This window comes from Myxococcus sp. SDU36 (assembly GCF_030168875.1).
Classification (GTDB): Bacteria; Myxococcota; Myxococcia; order Myxococcales; family Myxococcaceae; genus Myxococcus; species Myxococcus vastator.
The window spans coordinates 1,033,494-1,051,382 of the sequence record NZ_CP077414.1 but is presented as its reverse complement, the minus strand read 5'-3'; the positions used below and the strand labels follow the sequence as shown (position 1 = coordinate 1,051,382).

Annotated in this window: 17 protein-coding genes; 5 read left to right on the top strand and 12 right to left on the bottom strand. The window is 69.3% G+C overall.

The window, feature by feature from the left end; all coding sequences use genetic code 11:
* Positions 1–131: 131 nt before the first annotated feature.
* The 3 genes from KGD87_RS04265 to KGD87_RS04255 are packed head-to-tail and all read right to left on the bottom strand — an operon-like array spanning position 132 to position 2,984.
* Positions 132–1,847 carry a DUF6178 family protein gene (locus KGD87_RS04265; protein ID WP_284666267.1) on the bottom strand — a complete coding sequence of 572 codons (1,716 nt, stop codon included), beginning with the start codon at positions 1,845–1,847 and terminating at the stop codon, positions 132–134.
* A 35-nt stretch (positions 1,848–1,882) separates the two neighbouring features.
* Positions 1,883–2,503 carry a ribosome biogenesis GTP-binding protein YihA/YsxC gene (gene yihA / locus KGD87_RS04260; RefSeq protein ID WP_176418559.1) on the bottom strand — a complete coding sequence of 207 codons (621 nt, stop codon included), beginning with the start codon at positions 2,501–2,503 and terminating at the stop codon, positions 1,883–1,885.
* A 4-nt stretch (positions 2,504–2,507) separates the two neighbouring features.
* On the bottom strand, positions 2,508–2,984 hold the full coding sequence (locus KGD87_RS04255) for a cytochrome c3 family protein (protein ID WP_284666266.1): 477 nt from the start codon (positions 2,982–2,984) through the stop codon (positions 2,508–2,510).
* A gap of 127 nt (positions 2,985–3,111) precedes the next feature.
* Here KGD87_RS04255 and KGD87_RS04250 point away from each other — a divergent pair, with 127 nt between their 5' ends.
* The 5 genes from KGD87_RS04250 to KGD87_RS04230 are packed head-to-tail and all read left to right on the top strand — an operon-like array spanning position 3,112 to position 6,271.
* Positions 3,112–3,579, top strand: coding sequence for a hypothetical protein (locus tag KGD87_RS04250; protein ID WP_284666265.1), 468 nt, complete (start codon positions 3,112–3,114; stop codon positions 3,577–3,579).
* Positions 3,580–3,588: 9 nt separating this feature from the next.
* The gene (gene coaE, locus KGD87_RS04245; RefSeq protein ID WP_284666264.1) at positions 3,589–4,185 is read left to right on the top strand and encodes a dephospho-CoA kinase; all 597 of its coding nucleotides are present in this window, start codon (positions 3,589–3,591) and stop codon (positions 4,183–4,185) included.
* Positions 4,186–4,208: 23 nt separating this feature from the next.
* Positions 4,209–5,351, top strand: coding sequence for an SDR family oxidoreductase (locus KGD87_RS04240; protein ID WP_284666263.1), 1,143 nt, complete (start codon positions 4,209–4,211; stop codon positions 5,349–5,351).
* 39 nt (positions 5,352–5,390) lie between these two features.
* Positions 5,391–5,786 (top strand): MaoC/PaaZ C-terminal domain-containing protein, encoded by a 396-nt coding sequence (locus KGD87_RS04235; protein WP_163784430.1) that lies wholly within the window; start codon positions 5,391–5,393, stop codon positions 5,784–5,786.
* 5 nt (positions 5,787–5,791) lie between these two features.
* A complete protein-coding gene (locus KGD87_RS04230; protein WP_284666262.1) occupies positions 5,792–6,271 on the top strand; it encodes an FAS1-like dehydratase domain-containing protein in 480 nt (159 codons plus the stop codon).
* A gap of 3 nt (positions 6,272–6,274) precedes the next feature.
* Here KGD87_RS04230 and KGD87_RS04225 read toward each other — a convergent pair whose 3' ends face one another.
* The 9 genes from KGD87_RS04225 to KGD87_RS04185 all read right to left on the bottom strand — a co-directional run bounded on the left by KGD87_RS04225 (position 6,275) and on the right by KGD87_RS04185 (position 17,853).
* Complete coding sequence (locus tag KGD87_RS04225; protein ID WP_284666261.1) at positions 6,275–7,159, bottom strand: tetratricopeptide repeat protein; 885 nt, start codon at positions 7,157–7,159, stop codon at positions 6,275–6,277.
* Positions 7,160–9,001: a molecular chaperone DnaK gene (gene dnaK / locus KGD87_RS04220; protein ID WP_284666260.1), complete on the bottom strand. Its 1,842-nt coding sequence runs from the start codon at positions 8,999–9,001 to the stop codon at positions 7,160–7,162.
* A gap of 18 nt (positions 9,002–9,019) precedes the next feature.
* On the bottom strand, positions 9,020–10,381 hold the full coding sequence (locus KGD87_RS04215) for a J domain-containing protein (protein WP_284666259.1): 1,362 nt from the start codon (positions 10,379–10,381) through the stop codon (positions 9,020–9,022).
* A gap of 109 nt (positions 10,382–10,490) precedes the next feature.
* Positions 10,491–11,735 (bottom strand): acetylornithine transaminase, encoded by a 1,245-nt coding sequence (locus KGD87_RS04210; RefSeq protein ID WP_284666258.1) that lies wholly within the window; start codon positions 11,733–11,735, stop codon positions 10,491–10,493.
* A gap of 37 nt (positions 11,736–11,772) precedes the next feature.
* Positions 11,773–13,170: an ATP-dependent protease ATPase subunit HslU gene (gene hslU / locus KGD87_RS04205; protein ID WP_176418568.1), complete on the bottom strand. Its 1,398-nt coding sequence runs from the start codon at positions 13,168–13,170 to the stop codon at positions 11,773–11,775.
* Between the two features lie 12 nt (positions 13,171–13,182).
* Complete coding sequence (gene hslV, locus KGD87_RS04200) at positions 13,183–13,710, bottom strand: ATP-dependent protease subunit HslV (protein ID WP_176418569.1); 528 nt, start codon at positions 13,708–13,710, stop codon at positions 13,183–13,185.
* Positions 13,711–13,780: 70 nt separating this feature from the next.
* On the bottom strand, positions 13,781–15,601 hold the full coding sequence (locus tag KGD87_RS04195; protein ID WP_284666257.1) for an SLC13 family permease: 1,821 nt from the start codon (positions 15,599–15,601) through the stop codon (positions 13,781–13,783).
* Between the two features lie 288 nt (positions 15,602–15,889).
* Positions 15,890–16,336 (bottom strand): DUF4265 domain-containing protein, encoded by a 447-nt coding sequence (locus KGD87_RS04190; RefSeq protein WP_284666256.1) that lies wholly within the window; start codon positions 16,334–16,336, stop codon positions 15,890–15,892.
* A 614-nt stretch (positions 16,337–16,950) separates the two neighbouring features.
* Entirely contained in the window at positions 16,951–17,853 is a 903-nt protein-coding gene (locus KGD87_RS04185) for a tyrosine recombinase XerC (RefSeq protein WP_284666255.1), read from the bottom strand.
* Positions 17,854–17,889: the final 36 nt, after the last annotated feature.

The following is a 17,889-nucleotide window of genomic DNA, read 5'->3' as shown; positions in this document are numbered from 1 at the left end:
TTGCGTCGCGCACCAATACGCGTGCCTGGGCGAAAGCAGAGGACATGCCAGGGGCCCCATCGGGCAAAGCCCTGAATCTTCTAAGACGGGACGGCCTCGCCGGACATGCGGGCCGCCCCGGACTGAAATTCCTACGGGATGGGGCTGCTCTCCATCGGAAGAACCGCCGAGGCCACCGGCTCCAGCCGCCCGTCCTGGAGCCAGGGCGTGCCCAGCTCCTCCAACAACCGCGACAGGGTCAGCGTCACCAGGCGGCGCAGCTCCGCGTGCGCCTCCGGCGCCACCGCCGGCTCCAGGCCCTTCAGGGCACGCTCGGCCGCGGAGGTGCGCAGGCGCGGCGCTTCCGGGGCACCTTCGAAGAGGCGCTGGCCCAGCTCCACCACCCGCCCCAGCGGCACCGGACGCGCGTCCGCGCGCTCCTCCAGCACCGCCATGGCGACGACGGCGGCGAAGAGGCGCTCCAGGCCCAGCGTCTCCAGGGGCACGCCAAAGCGAGCCAGGGCCTCGCGCGCCGAGTCGTCGGTGCCGCCCAGCACGCCCCGGAACACCTGCACCTGGGCCTCCGCGCGGGCCAGCAGCGCCTCGGTGGCGGCCAGCTCGCGCCGGGAGCGGAACGGCACCGGCTCCGCGCCCTCCACGCGCAGCGCCCGCCGGGGCCGCTTCTGGCGCAGCGCGGACAGGGCGGCCGCCTCCTCCGGAAGCACCATCAGCACGCCCTCCCGCATGGCGCCCGGCGCCTTCGCCAGCCGGTCCGCGCGGAACTTGAGCTGGAGCGTGAGCGAGAAGCCCGTCTGGAAGATGCGCCGCAGCGGCGTGTCGCGCAGCACGTCCGTGGCGCGCTCCGGGTCCGCGCCCGTCAGGTGCTCGAGCGCCAGGGACAGGTAGTCCCGCACCGTCTCGCTCGCGCGGCGGACGGCGTCCAGGTCCCCCGGGTCCGCCAGGTCCGCCACCAGCGCGGCGCTGGCCACCTCGCGCAGCTCGTCCTCCGCGTTCACCGCCTCCACCATCGTCAGGCCGCGGAAGGCCGCCTCCAGGTAGTCCACATGGGCCGTGGTGGGCGCCAGCCCCGCACGGGCGGCGGACACGGGGGAAGGCGCCACGTCCACGCGGCTGAACAGGGACACCGCCTCCTCCAGCGACGGGAAGCCCATGTCCTGGAGCCGGCCGCGGCGGAACTGGTACGCCGTCTCCTCCAGCTCACTGGGAATCTCCCAGCGCACGGCCTCCAGCAGCCGCACGGCCTCGAAGGGGTTCTGCGCGATGAGGTCGTTGAGGAGCGAGCGGACGGCGGACATCTCCACGCCCTCCGCCTTGATTTCGATGAGGTAGCGCCCTTCCGGGGTCTCCATCGTCACGCCCTGCGGGTTGACGTCCGGGTTCTCCTCCAGGTCGTGCACCTCGACGAACTCGCGCAGGAGGATTTCGAGCACCTCCAAATCCAGTCCGTGCAGCTTGCGCAGGAACTCTTCGGTGTCGTCCACCCCGCCCCGCGCGGCGCGCAGCCAGGTGAGGACGGCGTGGGCGTCCAGCGCGTCCCGCCGCCAGCCCCCCAGGTCCACGAAGGCGCGGAACTGGCCCGGCGAGGCGAGCTGCACCAGCTCTGTCGAATCCGCGAGCCCCAGCTCCTGGATGGTGACGTAGAGGTCCTCGGCGGGCATCGAGCGCACCAGCGCGCGGGCCTCCGCGACATCCAGGAGTGCGTCCAGCCGCTGACGCGGGGACAGCCTCATCAACCGCTGACGCAGCTCCCGGGGAGCCAGCTGCGTGTCGCTTCCATTTCCCTTGCCGTTTTCGGACACGGCGCGGTCCCTACCACAGCGCCCCCCGGCCCGGGAGCAGAACCCCACCAGGAGCGGCGGCTACCGGATGATGCCGGCGGCCTTCAGACGCGGGTGGACTTGCCGAAGGTGTCGAGCAGCGCGCCCCACACCTGGTCCACGCCCAGCTTCTCCGTGGAGGAGAACGGGAGGATGACCTCCAGCGGCAGGTCCATTGTCTTGGAGAGCTCCACCAGCCGAGGCTTGCGCTTCGCCTTGACGAGCCGGTCCACCTTGGTGGCCACCACCAGCACCCGGCGGTCGTGCGCCTGGAGATAGTCGAGCGTGGCCAGGTCGTCCGGCGTGGGGCCCACCTCCACGTCCACGATGCTGACCACGGCCTCCAGGCGGTGCCGCTTCTCCAGGTAGGTGGTGATCATCTTCTCCCACTGGGCCTTGTCCGCCTTGCTGGCCTTGGCGAAGCCGTAGCCCGGCAGGTCGGCCAGGCGGAGCTGGTGGCGGACGCCGCCGCGCTCCAGGTCCACGTCGAAGAAGTTCAGCGTCCGGGTGCGCCCCGGCGTGTTGGACACGCGCACCAGCTTCTTTCGGCCGGTGAGCGCGTTGATCATGGAGGACTTGCCCACGTTGGAGCGGCCGACGAAGGCCACCTCCGCCGTGTGGTCCGTCGGGTAGCCCTTGGGCTCCACGGCGGTGGTGACGAAGCGTGCGTCGAGGACCTTGATCACAACGTCATTTCTTGGCCGACGGATCCGCGGCGCGGCGGGCGCGCTCGGCGGACCAGTGGTCGATGGCCTTGAGCGACTCCTTGAAGTCGAACGGCCGGAGGGAGGGCGAGGATGCGTCGTGGCAGGAGCGGCACTGCTTCTCTGACGGGTCCACCAGGCCCACCAGCCGCGCCAGCTCCGAGTCCTTCATCACGTACTCGGGCGAGTAGTACTGCCCACCGCCGTGGCACGTCTCACAGGTGACGTTCACCGTCGCCTGGGTGACCTGCTCCGGCGAGTGGCAGGACAGGCAGCGCCCGTCCTTCTTCTGCTGCTCGGAGAGCGAGCTCTCCGCCCGGGCGTGCTTGGACCGCATCCAGGCGTCGTAGGCCTCGGGGTGGCAGCCCTTGCAGCTGTCCGGGCCTACGAAGTCGGCGCCCCCGGCCGCCCCAGCGGCGGCCAGCACGAGAAGGGAGAGGATCCGGATGCCAGGAACGCGCATGGAGCCGGAGTAGCAGAGCCCCCCGGACGGGGCAAGGCGTCTCGTGGTTGAATGACCGGCAGAAACTTCCGTCGGGCATAGGGGGTTGCTAGAGCCTTGCCCGCCCGTTCCAGCAGGGAGGAGCCGTATGCGCATCCTGACCGTCCTCGCCGTCCTCACCTTCGCCGTCCCCGCCGCCGCCAAGCCCTGGCAGGGCATTGAGCCGGGGGTGTCGAAGCGCGACGAAATCATCAAGAAGTTCGGCGAGCCCTCGCGCACCGTCAGACAGGACGGCAAGGAGATCATCGCCTACCTGGCCAAGGAGGCCATCAAGGGCACCACCCAGGCCCAGTTCAAGGTGGATCCAGACACGCAGCTGGTGGAGCGCATCGACGTGTTCCCCGGGCCCATCATCGACAAGGAGACGGTGGAGAACAGCTACGGCCCCGCCTGCCCCTCCGGCGCCGCGCCCGCCACGCCCTGCTACCTGCGCAAGCTGACGGACGACTTCCGCACCTACTTCCTCTACCCCCGCCTGGGCCTGGCCATCTTCTTCAATGAGAATGGCAAGACGGTTCAGTCGCTGACGTTCACCACGCAGAAGGCCGCGAAGTAGGGCACGCCCGTGCACGTCTTCGGACTGACGGGGGGCATCGCCTCCGGGAAGAGCACCGTGACGCGCATCCTGCGGGAGCTGGGCGCGGAGGTGCTGGACGCGGACGTGATTGCCCGCGAGGTGGTGGAGCCGGGCACGCCGGGGCTGGCCGCGGTGGCGGCGCGCTTCCCCGGCGTGGTGGGCTCGGACGGCCGGCTGGACCGGGTGAAGCTGGGCGCGCGCGTCTTCGGGAACCCCGCGGAGCGGACCGCGCTCAACGACATCACCCACCCGCTGGTGCGTCAGGCCTTCATGGACAAGCTCCAGGCGCTGGAGGCGCGGGGCGGGGCGCGCGTCATCTACGATGTGCCCCTGCTCATCGAAAGTGGCATGCACGCCTGGATGGAGGCCGTGGCGGTGGTGTGGGTGCCCCGCGCGGTGCAGAAGGCCCGGCTGATGTCCCGCGACGGGCTGGGCTCCGACGCCGCCGAGGCCCGGCTGGCCGCCCAGCTCCCCCTGGACGACAAGCGCGCCCACGCCACCTGGGTCATCGACAACAGCGGGGACCTGGCCTCCACCCGCGCCCAGGTGGAAGCGATGTGGCGCGCCATGCTCGCGCGCGGCTGAGCGCCGGGTATGCTGCGCGCCGCATGAGCGAGACGCGCAAGAAGGCCACGGCCGGAACGTACTTCCTCACCGGCTACCCGGGGTTCATCGGCAAGCGGCTGGTGGAGCACATCGCCCGTGAGGACCCGAAGGGGCACATCTACGCGCTGGTGCAGCCCAAGTCGTTCAAGGAAGCCCAGCAGCACGCCGCCCGGGTGAAGGGCGCCAAGGTGGAGCTGCTCACCGGTGACGTGGTGGACATGCACCTGGGCCTGTCGGGCGAGGAGTACCAGCGCCTGTGCGAGCGGGTGACGGACATCTTCCACCTGGCGGCGGTGGCCCAGCTGGGCGTGGCCAAGGAGACGGCCTGGCGGGTCAACGTGGACGGCACCCGCAACCTGCTGGAGCTGGCCCGGGACTGCGGGAAGCTCACGCGCTTCAACTACTTCTCCACCTGCTACGTGTCCGGGGACCGCCTGGGCGTCATCGCCGAGGACGAGCTGGACCGGGGCCAGGGCTTCCGCAACGCCTACGAGGAGACGAAGTTCCAGGCGGAGCGGCTGGTGCAGCGCGCGGGCGCCACCGTGCCCATCACCGTCTTCCGGCCCTCCAGCGTGGTGGGGGACTCCCGCACGGGGGAGATTGACCGCTTCGAGGGGCCCTACTACCTGGGCATCCTGCTGGTGACGTCGCCGCTGGTGGTGCCCCTGCCCCTGCCGGGCAACGGCGTGGCGCCGCTCAACGTGGTGCCGGTGGACTACGTGGTGGAGGCGGTGTGGCGCCTGTCGAAGGACCCGCGCGCCCAGGGCAACACCTTCCACCTGGTGGACCCCAACCCGATGAGCGCGCGCCGCGTGTACGAGCTCATCGCGGAGAAGTCGAACAAGAAGCTGCCGCGCTTCAACCTCTCCGCGCGGGCCGCGGACGTCATGCTGCGGCTGCCGCTGCTGGAGAAGCTGGCCCGCCCGCAGCGCGCCGCCATCAGCTACGTCAACCACCTGGCCATCTACAACTGCCACAACACGCTGGAGCTGCTGGACGGCACCGGCGTGCGGTGCCCTCCCCTGTCGGCCTATCTGGATCAGCTCGTGGCCTACGTGCGGGAGCAGTACCGCAAGCGCCGTGAGGGCTCGGACGAGGACGACCCGTTGGATCAGGGCGGCGCACCCGACGCGGAGCGTCCCTGAGCCCGCGCGGGGGCCAGCCGTGGTAGATCCACGGCTCCCATGCCACGCACCTACCAGCCAGGCGACACGTTCACGCACGTCCGCGAGTGCGACCGGTACCGGCCGATTTACTACGCGGGCGCTTCGGGGGACTACAACCCCATCCACATCGACCCGGAGGCAGGCACCGCCGCCGGGCTCAACGGCAACATCCTCCAGGGGCTGTGCACCCTGGGCTGGGTGGTGGAAGCCATCGCCGGCTTCGTGGAGGACCCGGGTCGGGTCCGCCGCGTGAAGGCGCGCTTCTCGCGCCCGGTGCGGCCCGAGGACACGATTACCTTCCAGGGCCGCGTCACTTCCGTCCAGGACGGGCGGCTCACGGCGGAGGTCTCCGCCACCAACCAGCGCGGCGAGGACGTCCTCAAGGGCGCCGTCGTCGAAGCCTTCATCGGGTAACGGCCATGGCGCTCGACAAGCAATTCATTGGCCGTGAGTACGGCCCGTATCGCTACACGCTGGGCGAGGAGAAGCTGCGCGAGTTCACGCTCGCCGTCGGCGGCGCGAAGCCGGGCGCCGGGACGCCGGGCGAGCCCCCCGCGCACGTCAGCCCGCTCCTCTACGACGCGCAGGCCGCCCAGGCGGGGCCGCATGGGGGCCTCATCGCCTTCCCCAGCTTCGCCGTCGTCTTCGCCATCCGCCCCTTCAGCGCCGCCATCGCGGACCCCGCGCTGAACATCAACATGCAGATGCTGGTGCACGGTGAGCAGGACTTGGAGTTCCTGGACGTCATGCGCCCCGGCGACGTGATGACGACCACCGGCCGCATCGCGGACCTCTACGAGCGCGCCCGCATGGGCTTCGTCGTCGTCACCAGCGAGTCGCGCAACCAGCACGGCGCCCTGGTGGTGAAGGGCACGTGGTCAGCCATCATCCGCGGCTAGCCGTCAGCCCGCGGAGATGACGCCCTCATCGATGAGCTGGACGAGGATGCGCGCGGTGTCCAGCCGCGTCATCCCCGACAGCGAGAAGAGGTCCTCGTAGCTCACCGAGCCGTCAATCTGCGCCAGCACGAAGCCGGCGCGGTGGTCCAGGTTGAGCCAGATGATGTCGTCCGGCTGCAGGCGCACCGCGGGCACCCGGCCCAGGTCCCCCAGCTTGGACTCCAGCCGGGCCATCAGCATCCGCTCACTGCGCGCGCGCAGCGACTCCACGCGGACGTCGGACGGCGCCAGCTCCTTCGCCTTGAAGAGCAGGTCCACCGCCCCGGAGTGGTCATCCAGCTCCAGCAGGTCCTCGGCCCCGCGCAGGAGCAGGTCCAGCTCGCTCTCCACCACGGGGAGGCCGAACTCCTGGGTGTGGCCCTCGGGGATGCCGAACTCGTCGGTGTCCCCCTTCGTCTGGATGACGGGCTCGTCGAACTCCATGACCACGTCGCGCGACAGCAGCTCCAGCACGTCCGCCGGCGTGCCTTCCAGCGCCTCCGGAAGGACGACGCCCGCCGAGGGTGACTTGCCACCGCCCTCCGAGGGGCCGCCCTGCCCCTCCGCCCATGCGCCCCAGTCGCCTTCCAGCGCCGGTGAGGAGGGCAGGTCCGCGTCGGTGGGAGGCAGCCGCCCCAGCGAAGACTCCAGCTCCGGAGGCCGCTCGAACGGCGTCGCCGCGCCCCGTGACGGCGCACCCGCGGCGTCCGCCAGGTACTCCCGGGCGCGGGTGTTGGTTGGATCCAGCTCCAGCGCGCGCTCGAAGAGCCGCCGCGCTCCCTGGGCATCGCCGCTGAGGCGCAGCCACAGTCCTGCCTCGATGAGCTGGTTCGCGCGCTGGCTGCTCATCTACCGCCCCGTGCCGCTCGGCGCCGGGCCCTTGAGCTGCGCCAGACATCCCGTGAGCAGTTCAAACGCGCGGCCCAGCGCCGCCACGTCCTCGCCCGCGCGGACCGCACGCGCATGCTCCAGCACCTGCTCCGCGCGAGGCATCACGTCGGGCGCCAGGCCCCCCCCGCCCGGCACCAGCCGCGCCCGCGTCAGCGCGTCCACCACGTCGCGCGCCAGCGAGTCCAGCTCCATGCGCCGCGTCTTCAGCTCCTCGGACGCCCGCGCGGCGATGAGGTAGCCGCGCTGCTCGTCCATGATGCGCTGGAGCTCCTCCTCCGTGAGGCCGCTGGACGCGGTGACGGTGATGGACTGGCGCAGCCCCGTCTCCCGGTCCTTCGCGTGCACGGAGACGATGCCCTCCGCGTTGATGTCGAAGGTGACGTCAATCTCCACCTGGCCCCGCGGCGCCTCCCGCAGGCCGGTGAGGACGAACTCGCCCAAGAGCTCGTTCTGATGCGCCAGGTCGTGCTCGCCCTGGATCACCATGATCTTCACCAGGCGCTGGAAGTCCTTCGACGTGGCGAACACCTCCGTGGCGGACGTGGGCACGGTGGTGTTCTTGGGGATGAGCCGGCGCACGGAGCCCCCGGCGATGGCCACGCCCAGGCTCTGCGGCGTCACGTCCAGCAGGAGCAGCTCGTGCTCCGCCTGCACCAGCGCGTGGGCCTGGATCGCCGCGCCCAGCGCCACCACCTCGTCCGGGTGGACGCCCTTGCACGGCTCGCGGCGGAAGTAGCCGCGCACGGCCTCCACGACTTGCGGCATGCGCGACATGCCGCCCACGAGGATGACCTCCTTGAGCTCGGAGGCGCGCACGCCCGCCTCGCCGAGCACCTCGGTGGTGAGCCCCACCACGCGCTCCGCCAGGTCGGACGTCAGGTCCTCCAGCTTCTCGCGGCTCAGCGTGGCCTGGAGGTGCAGCGCCGCCCCGCCGCCGGGCGGCGTGGAGATGAAGGGCAGGTTGAGCCCCGCCTCGCGCACGCTGGACAGCTCCACCTTGGCCTTCTCCGCCGCGTCCTTGAGCCGCTGCAACGCCATGCGGTCCTTGCGCAGGTCGATGCCGTGCTCCTTCGCGAAGCCGAAGACGAGCCATTCGATGATGCGGTTGTCCCAGTCCTCGCCGCCCAGGTAGGTGTCACCGCCGGTGCCCACCACGTCGAAGACGCCCTGGGAGATATCCAGCACGGACACGTCGAAGGTGCCGCCGCCCAGGTCCAGCACCGCCACGCGCCCGTTCACCGTGCGGCCGAAGCCGTAGGCCAGCGCCGCCGCCGTGGGCTCGTTGATGATGCGCAGCACGTCCAACCCGGCGATGCGGCCGGCGTCCTTGGTGGCCTGGCGCTGGGCGTCGTTGAAGTAGGCCGGCACGGTGATGACGGCCTTGGTGACGGGCCGGCCGAAGTGCGCGTCCGCGTCCGCCTTCAGCTCCTGGAGAATCATGGCGCTGATTTCGGGGACGGACAGGTCCTTGCCGCCCATGCGGATGCGCAAGTCGTCGTGCTGCCCGGCCACCACCTCGTAGGGCAGCGCGCGCAGCGAGTCCTGCACCTCGTGCGAAGAGAACTTCCGGCCGATGAGCCGCTTCGCCGCGTACACCGTCTCTTGCGGATTGGTGATGGCCTGCCGCTTGGCGATGCTGCCCACCAGCCGCTTGCCATTCTTCGCCATGGCCACGACGGAGGGCGTGAGCCCCTGCCCCGTGCGGTTCTTGATGACGACGGGCTGGCCGTCCTGGACGGTGGCGACGATGCTGTTCGTCGTTCCCAGGTCGATGCCAATGAGGGGTTCGGGCTCAGCCATGGGGAACCGTACTCACTCCTAGAACGTCCAGCGCAGCTTCTTGAGCGCCGCCTTCGCTTCCGCGTTGTCCGGGGCCAGCTTCGCCGCATCCTCGAAGGCCCGCTTGGCGAGTTTCTTCGATCCGGCGTCCAACAGCACCTTTCCCAGCGTCAGATGGTGCTCGACCCTGGCGGGGTCCAGGTCCACGGCGCGTTGCGCCAGCCCTCGGCTTTCGGCTGCATCCTGCCCCAGCAGGTGGCTCAGGCGGGCGCAGCGCCAGGCGGCCTCGGCGTTCTGGTCGTCCAGCGAGCAGGCGAGACGGTAGGCCGCCATGGCCCCCTGCGTGTCGCCGTGCTGCTCCATCTCCCGCCCCCGAGCGACCTCGATGGTCGCCCGCTGCGAGTCATGCCCCCGGCGCGCCTTGACCAGGAGAAGCGCGGCTTCGCGGTTCTTCGGGTCCATCGTCTGGACTTGGTGGAAGTCGTGATAGGCCCGCTCCCATTCACCGTTGGCGATGGCGGCCTTGCCCCGGGCCATGAACTCGGCCAGCCGGCCGGTGCGGGCCAGGTAGGGATGCCGGGCCAACCGGGCCTGCCGCTCCGCCCGGCGCGCGTCGGACGCGCCATCCTCCGGCGGCGGCGCCAGCGGACGCGACGGCGGCGGAATGGACGAGGGCCGACTGGACGCCACGGGCGGACGGGGCGCGGGGGGAGGCGGTGAAACCTGATGCACCGGCGGCGGCTCTGGCGTCAGGAGCTGCTGCGCGGGCGCGGGAGGCGGCGGCGCGGCGGGTGGTGGCGGCGCGGCGGCGCGTTCAGCCTGCGCCAGCGCCGGGTTCGCGCGCAGGTAGGCCTCGCGCTTGTCGGGCTGCATGAGCACGTTGTGCGCGTCCGTGAGGCGCCGGAAGATGCGCTCCATGCGGGCGCGGAAGCTGCCCAGGTTCTTCCCGAAGTAGCGGTCCGGATGGAAGCGGCGCGAGGCGTTGTAGTACGCCTGCTTCACCTCCGCCGCCGGCGCCCCGGGCTTCAGCCCCAGCACGGCGAAGTGGTCCATCGCGTCGAGCGAGCGCTCCAACTCGATGATTTCCTTCTTCCGCTCCGGCTCCAGGTCCACGGCCTCCGCCATGGCCGCGTCCACCACGGGCGCGGGCGCGCCCCGAGGCACCACCCGCGCGGGGACGATGGCGCCCTTGGCCCGCAGCGCCAGCAGCACGGCGATGGTGCGCGGCTCGCCCAGCTTGGAGCGCGCCAGCACCTGGTCGATGCGCTCCACGCGCCCCACGAGCTGGAGCACCGCGCCCTCTTCCGCGGTGAGCTGAAGGCGAGCCGCATCCAGTTGGGGCACCGTGGCGAGGTGATCCGTCAGGGCCCCCAGCCCGATGATCGTGTTTGGCGCACTCACAGTGACGGTCCGAGGAAAGACTTCCGGAGTTTTCAGACTAGGGTTCCGGACGCAGGGCGTCAAACGTCCGTGAATCCTGACTCCAAGAGAGGGAAGACGGCCACGCCCGTCAGTTGCTGGCGAGCACGCGCTCAAGAATGGACAGGCCTTCGTCCAGCTCGCGCTCGGTGACGATGAAGGGCGGCGCGAAGCGCAGGGTGCGCTCGCCAGCGGCATTCACCAGCAGCCCCTCCCCACGCAGTCGGGCGATGACGGGCGCCACCTCGCAATCCAGCTCCACGCCCAGCAGCAGCCCCTGGCCGCGCACGGCCTGGATGCGGCCCGCGGGCAGCCGGCCCTGGAGCTCACGCGCCCGGGCGATGAGGTAGGCGCCCTTCTCCTGGACCTCGTCCAAGAAGCCGGGACGGCGGAGGATGCGCACCACGGCGTTGGCGGCGGCCGCGGCCACCGGGTTGCCACCGAAGGTGGAGCCGTGGGTGCCCGGCGTGAGGCTGGCGCCCAGTTCGTCCTTGCAGAGCATGGCGCCAATGGGCAGGCCGTTGCCCAGCGCCTTGGCCACGCTGATGCCGTCCGGGACGATGCCCTCGTGCATGAAGCCAAACGGCTTGCCGGTGCGCCCCATGCCCGTCTGCACTTCGTCTACCAGCAGCAGCAGCCCATGCTCGTCACACAGCGCGCGCAGCCCAGCGAGGAAGCCCTGGGGCGCCACTCGCACCCCGCCCTCCCCCTGGATGGGCTCCACGAGGATGGCGGCGGTCGCCGGGCCCACGGCCGCGCGCACCGCTTCGAGGTCGCCGTAGGGCACATGGGTGAAGCCGGCGGGCAGCGGCTCGAAGCCCTTCTGGTACTTCGTCTGGCCGGTGGCGGTGACGGTGGCCAGGGTGCGGCCGTGGAAGCTGCTGTCGAAGGAGATGACCTCGAAGCGCGCCGGCGTGCCGCGGTCCTTCATCACCTTGCGCGTCAGCTTGAGCAGCGCCTCGTTCGCCTCCGCGCCCGAGTTGCAGAAGAACGCGCGCGACAGGCCGGACCACTCGGTGAGCTGCGCGGCCAGGTCAATCTGCGGCTGCGAATAGAACGCGTTGGAGACGTGCCACAGCGAGTCGAGCTGCGCCTTCGCGGCGGCCACCACGTCCGGGTGGCAGTGGCCCAGCGCGCACGTGGCGATGCCACCAATCAGGTCCAGGTACTCGCGGCCCTCCGTGTCCCAGACGCGCGTCCCCTGGCCCCGGACCAGCACGAAGGGCGGCTGCTTGTAGTTCTGCAGCAGGTGGCGCTTCGCCTTCTGGACCAGGGCGTCAGTGGAAGCGTCGGACGATGCGGAGGGGGAAGGCTCGGAGTGCGACAAGGCAGTCATCCTTCGTGCGGTACGGTGCCCCTCCGCATATAGCGCGCTACAGGATGTAGCGCGACAGGTCCTCATCCTGGACGATGGCGGCCAGGCGCTCACGCACGTAGGCGGCGTCCACCTGGAAATCCCGGGGGCCCAGCTCACTGGCGGAGAAGGACACCTCGTCCAGCAGTCGCTCCAGGATGGTGTGCAGCCGCCGGGCGCCGATGTTCGCCGTGCGCTCGTTGGCCTGCTGGGCGATACGCGCCAGCTCCGTCACCGCGTCGTCGGTGAAGGACAGCCGCACACCTTCGGTGCCGAGCAGCGCCGTGTACTGTCGCAGGAGTGAATTCTTCGGTTCCCGGAGGATTCGGACCAGGTCCTCGCCCGTCAGGGGCTCCAGCTCCACGCGGATGGGGAAGCGGCCCTGCAGCTCCGGGATGAGGTCGCTGGGCTTGGAGACGTGGAAGGCGCCCGCGGCGATGAAGAGCATGTGGTCCGTCTTCACCACGCCGTACTTGGTGTTGATGGTGGAGCCCTCGACGATGGGGAGGATGTCCCGCTGGACGCCCTCCCGGGACACGTCCGGGCCGCCGCCGCCCTTGCCGCCCTCGCGGCTGGCGATCTTGTCGATTTCGTCGATGAAGATGATGCCGTTCATCTCGGCGCGGACCACGGCCTCGCGCTGGACGCGGTCGGGGTCCACCAGCTTGGCGGCCTCTTCCTTGCGCAGGAGCTGGAGCGCCTCGGGCACGCGCACACGGCGGCGACGCGTCTTGTTCATGCCCGGCATGTTCTTGAAGAGGTCCTGGAGGTTGACGCCAATCTCCTCCATGCCCTGGCCGGAGAAGCCGCGCATGAAGGTGGGCGAGGACTCCGCGGTCTCCACCTCCACCTCCACGTCATCCAGGGTGCCGGCGCGGAGCTGCGCGCGGAACTTCTCTCGCGCGGTGTCGCTGACCCGCTGGGCCGGTGGGGGTGGCGGCGGGGCGAAGCCGAACGGCGGCGTCGCGGACGACGCCTTCACGCCGTTGCCCTGCATCAGCTCAATCAGGCGGTCCTCGGCCAGCTCCTCGGCGCGGGGGCCGACCTTCTCGGTCTCCTCCTCGCGGACCAGCGCGATGGCGGCCTCGACGAGGTCGCGAATCATCGACTCGACGTCGCGGCCGACGTAGCCGACCTCGGTGAACTTGGAGGCCTCCACCTTGACGAAGGGCGCCTGCGCGAGCTTCGCCAGGCGGCGGGCAATCTCCGTCTTCCCCACGCCGGTGGGGCCAATCATGATGATGTTCTTCGGGTGGATTTCGTCGCGCAGGTCGTCGTTGACCTGCTGGCGGCGCCACCGGTTGCGCAGGGCAATGGCGACGGCGCGCTTGGCGGCGTCCTGCCCGACGATGTAGCGGTCCAGCTCGCTGACGACCTCGCGAGGCGTGAAGGCGGACAACTTGCGCGATTCGGCCACGGGGGGTGTCTCCTAGAGCTCTTCGATGGAGATGTTGGCGTTGGTGTAGATGTCGATTTCACCCGCGATGGTGAGCGACTGGTGCACCACGTCGCGAGCGGACATCTGGGTGTGCGCCATGAGGGCGCGCGCGGCGGCGAAGGCGTAGGGGCCGCCGCTGCCCACCGCGGCGATGCCGTAGTCGGGCTCAATCACGTCGCCCGCGCCGGAGAGGATGAACGTCTTCTCCTTGTCAGCGACGATGAGGAGCGCCTCCAGCCGGCGGAGGAAGCGGTCGGTGCGCCAGTCCTTGCCCAGCTCCACGCAGGCGCGGGCCATGTTCTTCTGGTGCTCCTTGAGCTTGGTCTCGAAGCGCTCGAAGAGCGTGAAGGCGTCCGCGGTGCTGCCCGCGAAGCCGGCGAGCACCTGGCCTTCGCCCAGCCGGCGGACCTTCTTCGCCGTGTTCTTCATCACGGTCTTTTCGAGGGAGACCTGGCCGTCGCTGGCGATGGCGACCTTCCCGTCGCGCCGCACGCAGAGGATGGTGGTGCCGTGGAACATAGGACCCGGGGTTTAACAAGCCGGGCGCGGCGTTTCCAAGGAACAGTGACTGGCTGTCTGCTCGCAGACTTCAAAAAGGGAGCACCCACGGCACCACCAGCACCGCCAGCGCGACGATGAGCACCTGGAGCGGGATGCCCACCCGGGCGTAGTCGGCGAACCGGTAGCCTCCGGGGCTCATGACCAGCGTGTTCACGGGCGACGCGATGGGCGTGGCGAACGCCGCCGACGCGGCGATGGCCACCCCCATCAACAGCGGCTCGGGCCGAAGCGCCATTGACTCCGCGATGCGGAGGGCCACGGGGGCAACGAGGACGGCGGTTGCCGTATTGGAGATGAACAGGCCCAGGGTGGACGTCACGATGGCGAGCACCGCCAATACGGCGTGAGGGCTGGCGCCCGAGAAGAGCCCCTCCAGGCCCGCTACCGCCAACTGCGTCACGCCGGTCCGCTCCAGCGCGGTGGCCAGCGGGAACATCCCGGCGATGAGCACCACGCTCTCCCAGTTGACCGTGCGGTAGACGTCCGCGGAGCGCACGCAGCCCGTGAGCACCATGGCCACCGCCGCCAGCAGCACGGCGACCACGTTGGGCAGCAGGCCCAGGGCCATCACCGTCAACATCGCCAGGGTGATGACGACCGCGAGCGCCGCCCTGCGCGGGTCCGCGAGGCGGTCGGTCCGCGGGTCGGGTTCTGCGAGCAGGATGAGGTCCCTTCGGGCCTCGGACAGGTTGCGCAGGTGCTTCTTGCGGCCCTTCACGAGCAGGGTGTCGCCGCGCCGCAGCGTGAAGTCCTTGAGGGCGGGAGAGGAGGCATCCACCACCGCGTCCGTGCCCCGGCGAATCGCGAGCACCGTGGCCCGGAACTGGTCACGAAAGCGTGCCTCCCCGAGCGTCCGGCCCGCCAGCGCCGAGCGGCGGGGAATCACCACCTCCGCGAGCGACTCCTCGGGAGGCAGTGACAGGGACTGCAGGGACGGGAGCCGCTCCAAGCCCCAGTGCTCCACCGTCGCGGCGACGGCCTCCTCATGGCCCTGGACGACGAGGACTTCGTCCGGTCCGAAGGGGCGGTGCGGCACCACGGGATGCGCCGCGCCCGCCGACGAGATGCCCACGACGTTCACCGCGTGCGCGGAGCGGAGGTTGGCCTCGCCGAGCGTCCGGCCCACGAGCTTCGAGCCACGGGGGACGCGGAGAGAATGGAGCAACGTCCCCAGGCCGTACTCACTGGCGAAGTCCTCGGGCGACAGCACGGCCTGCGCCGCGGCCTGCCCCTGCGCCGCCGAGGGCAGCAGGTACTTGCCGACGAAGATGAGGAACAGCATGCCCGCGGCGAGCATCACCACGCCGATGGGGAAGAAGGTGAAGAAGCGGAACGGCTCATGGCCCGCGTCCCGGAGCGCCCCGCTCGCGATGAGGTTCGGTGGGGTGCTGATGAGCGTCAGCATGCTGCCCAGGTGGGCGGCGAACGCGAAGGGCAGGAAGATGCGAGCGGGCGGGATTCCGCGCCGAAGGGCGAGCGTCCCCACCACCGGCATCAGGATGGCCACCGTCCCGGTGGAGCTCATGAACGCGGACAGTACGGCGGTGGCCAGCATCACCACGGCGATGGTGCGCCCCTCCCCTTCCCCAGCGAGGTGCCCCAGCCGCTGCCCCAGCCACCCCGCCAGTCCCGTCTCCGTGATGGCGCCGCCAATCACGAAGAGCCCCACGAGCATGATGACCACCGGGTTGCTGAAACCCGCGAGCGCCTCATCCACCGGAAGGATGTCGAAGAGGAGGAGCGACAGCAGCGCGAGCAACGCCACGATGTCCAGCCGCACCCGGTCGCTCACGAAGAGCACCAGGGAGACGGCGAGGACGCCAAGGGTGATGAGCGCGGGAGGGGTCACATCGAGCAGCTATGCCACCGCGCGTGGGGTTTCGCTACCTCTACGCCGCCCCAGGGCCAGCGGCAGGCCACGCTGCATGGCCAGATATACGAGCAAGTGCGCCGCGAGGACCGGGACGAAGCAAGACTGGGACGAGTTGCGTATTCCGGCGAAAGTGAGCGCCCATTCCAGCTCAAGCCGAGCAGCCGTTCAGGCCATTGGGCCGGACACGTACGTTACATCATCGAAAAGTCCAGCCACCGGCGCCAACTGATGCAAAGCGCCGGGGCTGAACTTTCCGAGCCCGTTCTACTGCATAAGGATTGGTTCCTCGTACTCGAGTTCCCCGCCTTTTGCCTGATTCTGCAGATACTCCTGCACGTCACTCAGGTTCACTGACGCGGGAACGCTGACTGCAAGGAGGCCGTACTGCTCTGCGAACTCAATTTCACATCCCAAAGCAACAAGGCCCTTGCGCACCCCCTCAATCAATTCACGATTATAAAAAGCAACCCGAATGAGCGAATTTCCCGAATACTCAAGCACCTTCTCAAACCAAAACTGCCCATCCACCTCTCTCGTCAAAACCACATCTCCCAGCGTGGCATCCCGAGTAAAAAAGGGCACATTACCAACAACAAACACATGCACACCTGAACCAGGCTGAGCCCACACCGACTCGACAGATGCAGGCGGGTAGTCATCCTCATCTTGCACCAACTGAAAATAGACCTTCACAAAACCAGTCTTCTCCATCACCGAGTTCCTTTTTCGCCATTACACCGGCGACCGGGGAGCTCCGCCTGCCGGAACGGCGCCCAGGCGGAGATCAAGGTCAATCTTCCTGAATCACGTAATCGAGCCGCATCCGCACCCCAGTACGTACTTGTCGCACGGTCGTACGCCAGTACCTTCATGCACCGAGACATGACCCAACTGGCCCACGCCAAGAACGCCTCAGGCTTCTTCACCAACTGCGTTCCCTCGTATTGCTGAGCCTTGAAATAGAACCTTCCTGCTCGCATCTCTGAGCCCACAACAACACACGGGATAAACTCCACGACTGGCGAACCAAACAAGTCCACACAGCAACCGCCCATAGTCGGAAGGGCGCTGAACTGAAGATGTGGAAGGTCGTCGGCCCTGGCCAAGAAAACGAGACTTCGTCCTCCAAGTCCCTCTGGGACGCTGCGTGCGGCTGGCTCAGCCGACGTGCCTCCAATGACGCGGAACGGCTCCCGTTTTCCGAGCTCCAACTCCAGCGTTTCAACATCCCGGCCTGCAAGACAGACTGAAATCTGTCGACCCATATGTACACTCAGATGCAGTGGAAATGAGGTCCCCAGTCCGACAGTGGCTCGCCGCTCGCATCAGGCCCGCGGATGCGCGGAGTCGTAGACCTGCTGGAGCTGTTCCCACGTCACCTGGGTATACCGCTGTGTGGTGGACAGGCTCGAGTGGCCCAGCAGTTCCTGGATGCTGCGGATGTCCGCGCCGCCGCCCAGCAGGTGCGTGGCGAAGGAGTGGCGCATCGCGTGCGGGCTCACCTTCCGCGTCAGCGCGCACTTCAGCACGTACGTGTCCAGGTGCCGCGCGATGCTCCGAGGCGTCAGCCTCCCACCCCGGAAGTTGAGGAACATCGCCTCCGGCGCCTGGTCCTTCCGAATCGTGGCCAGCAGCTCACCCCGCCGCGCGAGGTACGCCTCCAACGCCCGGATGGACTGCGCATTCACGGGCACGAGCCGCTCTTTGCTCCCCTTGCCCATCACCCGGACGATGCGTCCGCTCCGGTCGATGTCCAGCAGGCCCAACCCGCACAGCTCACTGATACGCAGGCCGCCACCGTAGAGCAGCTCCAGAATCGCCTTGTCCCGCAGCCCAAGCACCGTCTTCAGGTCGGGCATGTCCAGGATGGCGAAGACCTCCTCCACCGGCAGCACCTTGGGCAGCGTCTTCGGCAGCTTCGGGCTCTTCACCAGCTTCGCTGGGCTCGCGGGAAGCAGCTTCTGCCGCACCAGGTACTTGTAGAACGACTTGATGCTCGCCAGCCGCCGCGCCCGGCTCGCTGGGGCGTGGTCGGTGCTCAACGTGCCCAGGTAGCCACGAATCGCCGCGTGCGTCCCCGACAGGAGCGACAGCTTCATCCGCTCCACCAGGTAGCGCTCGTAGTCCACCAGGTCGATGAGGTAGTTGCGCACCGTGTGCGGGGACGAGCCCTTCTCGTCCTCCAGGTGGGCGCGGAACTTCTCCAGCAGCGGCGACAGGCTCGTCATCGGGGACGAGCCTACGGGCCGGAGAAATCCTTGCAA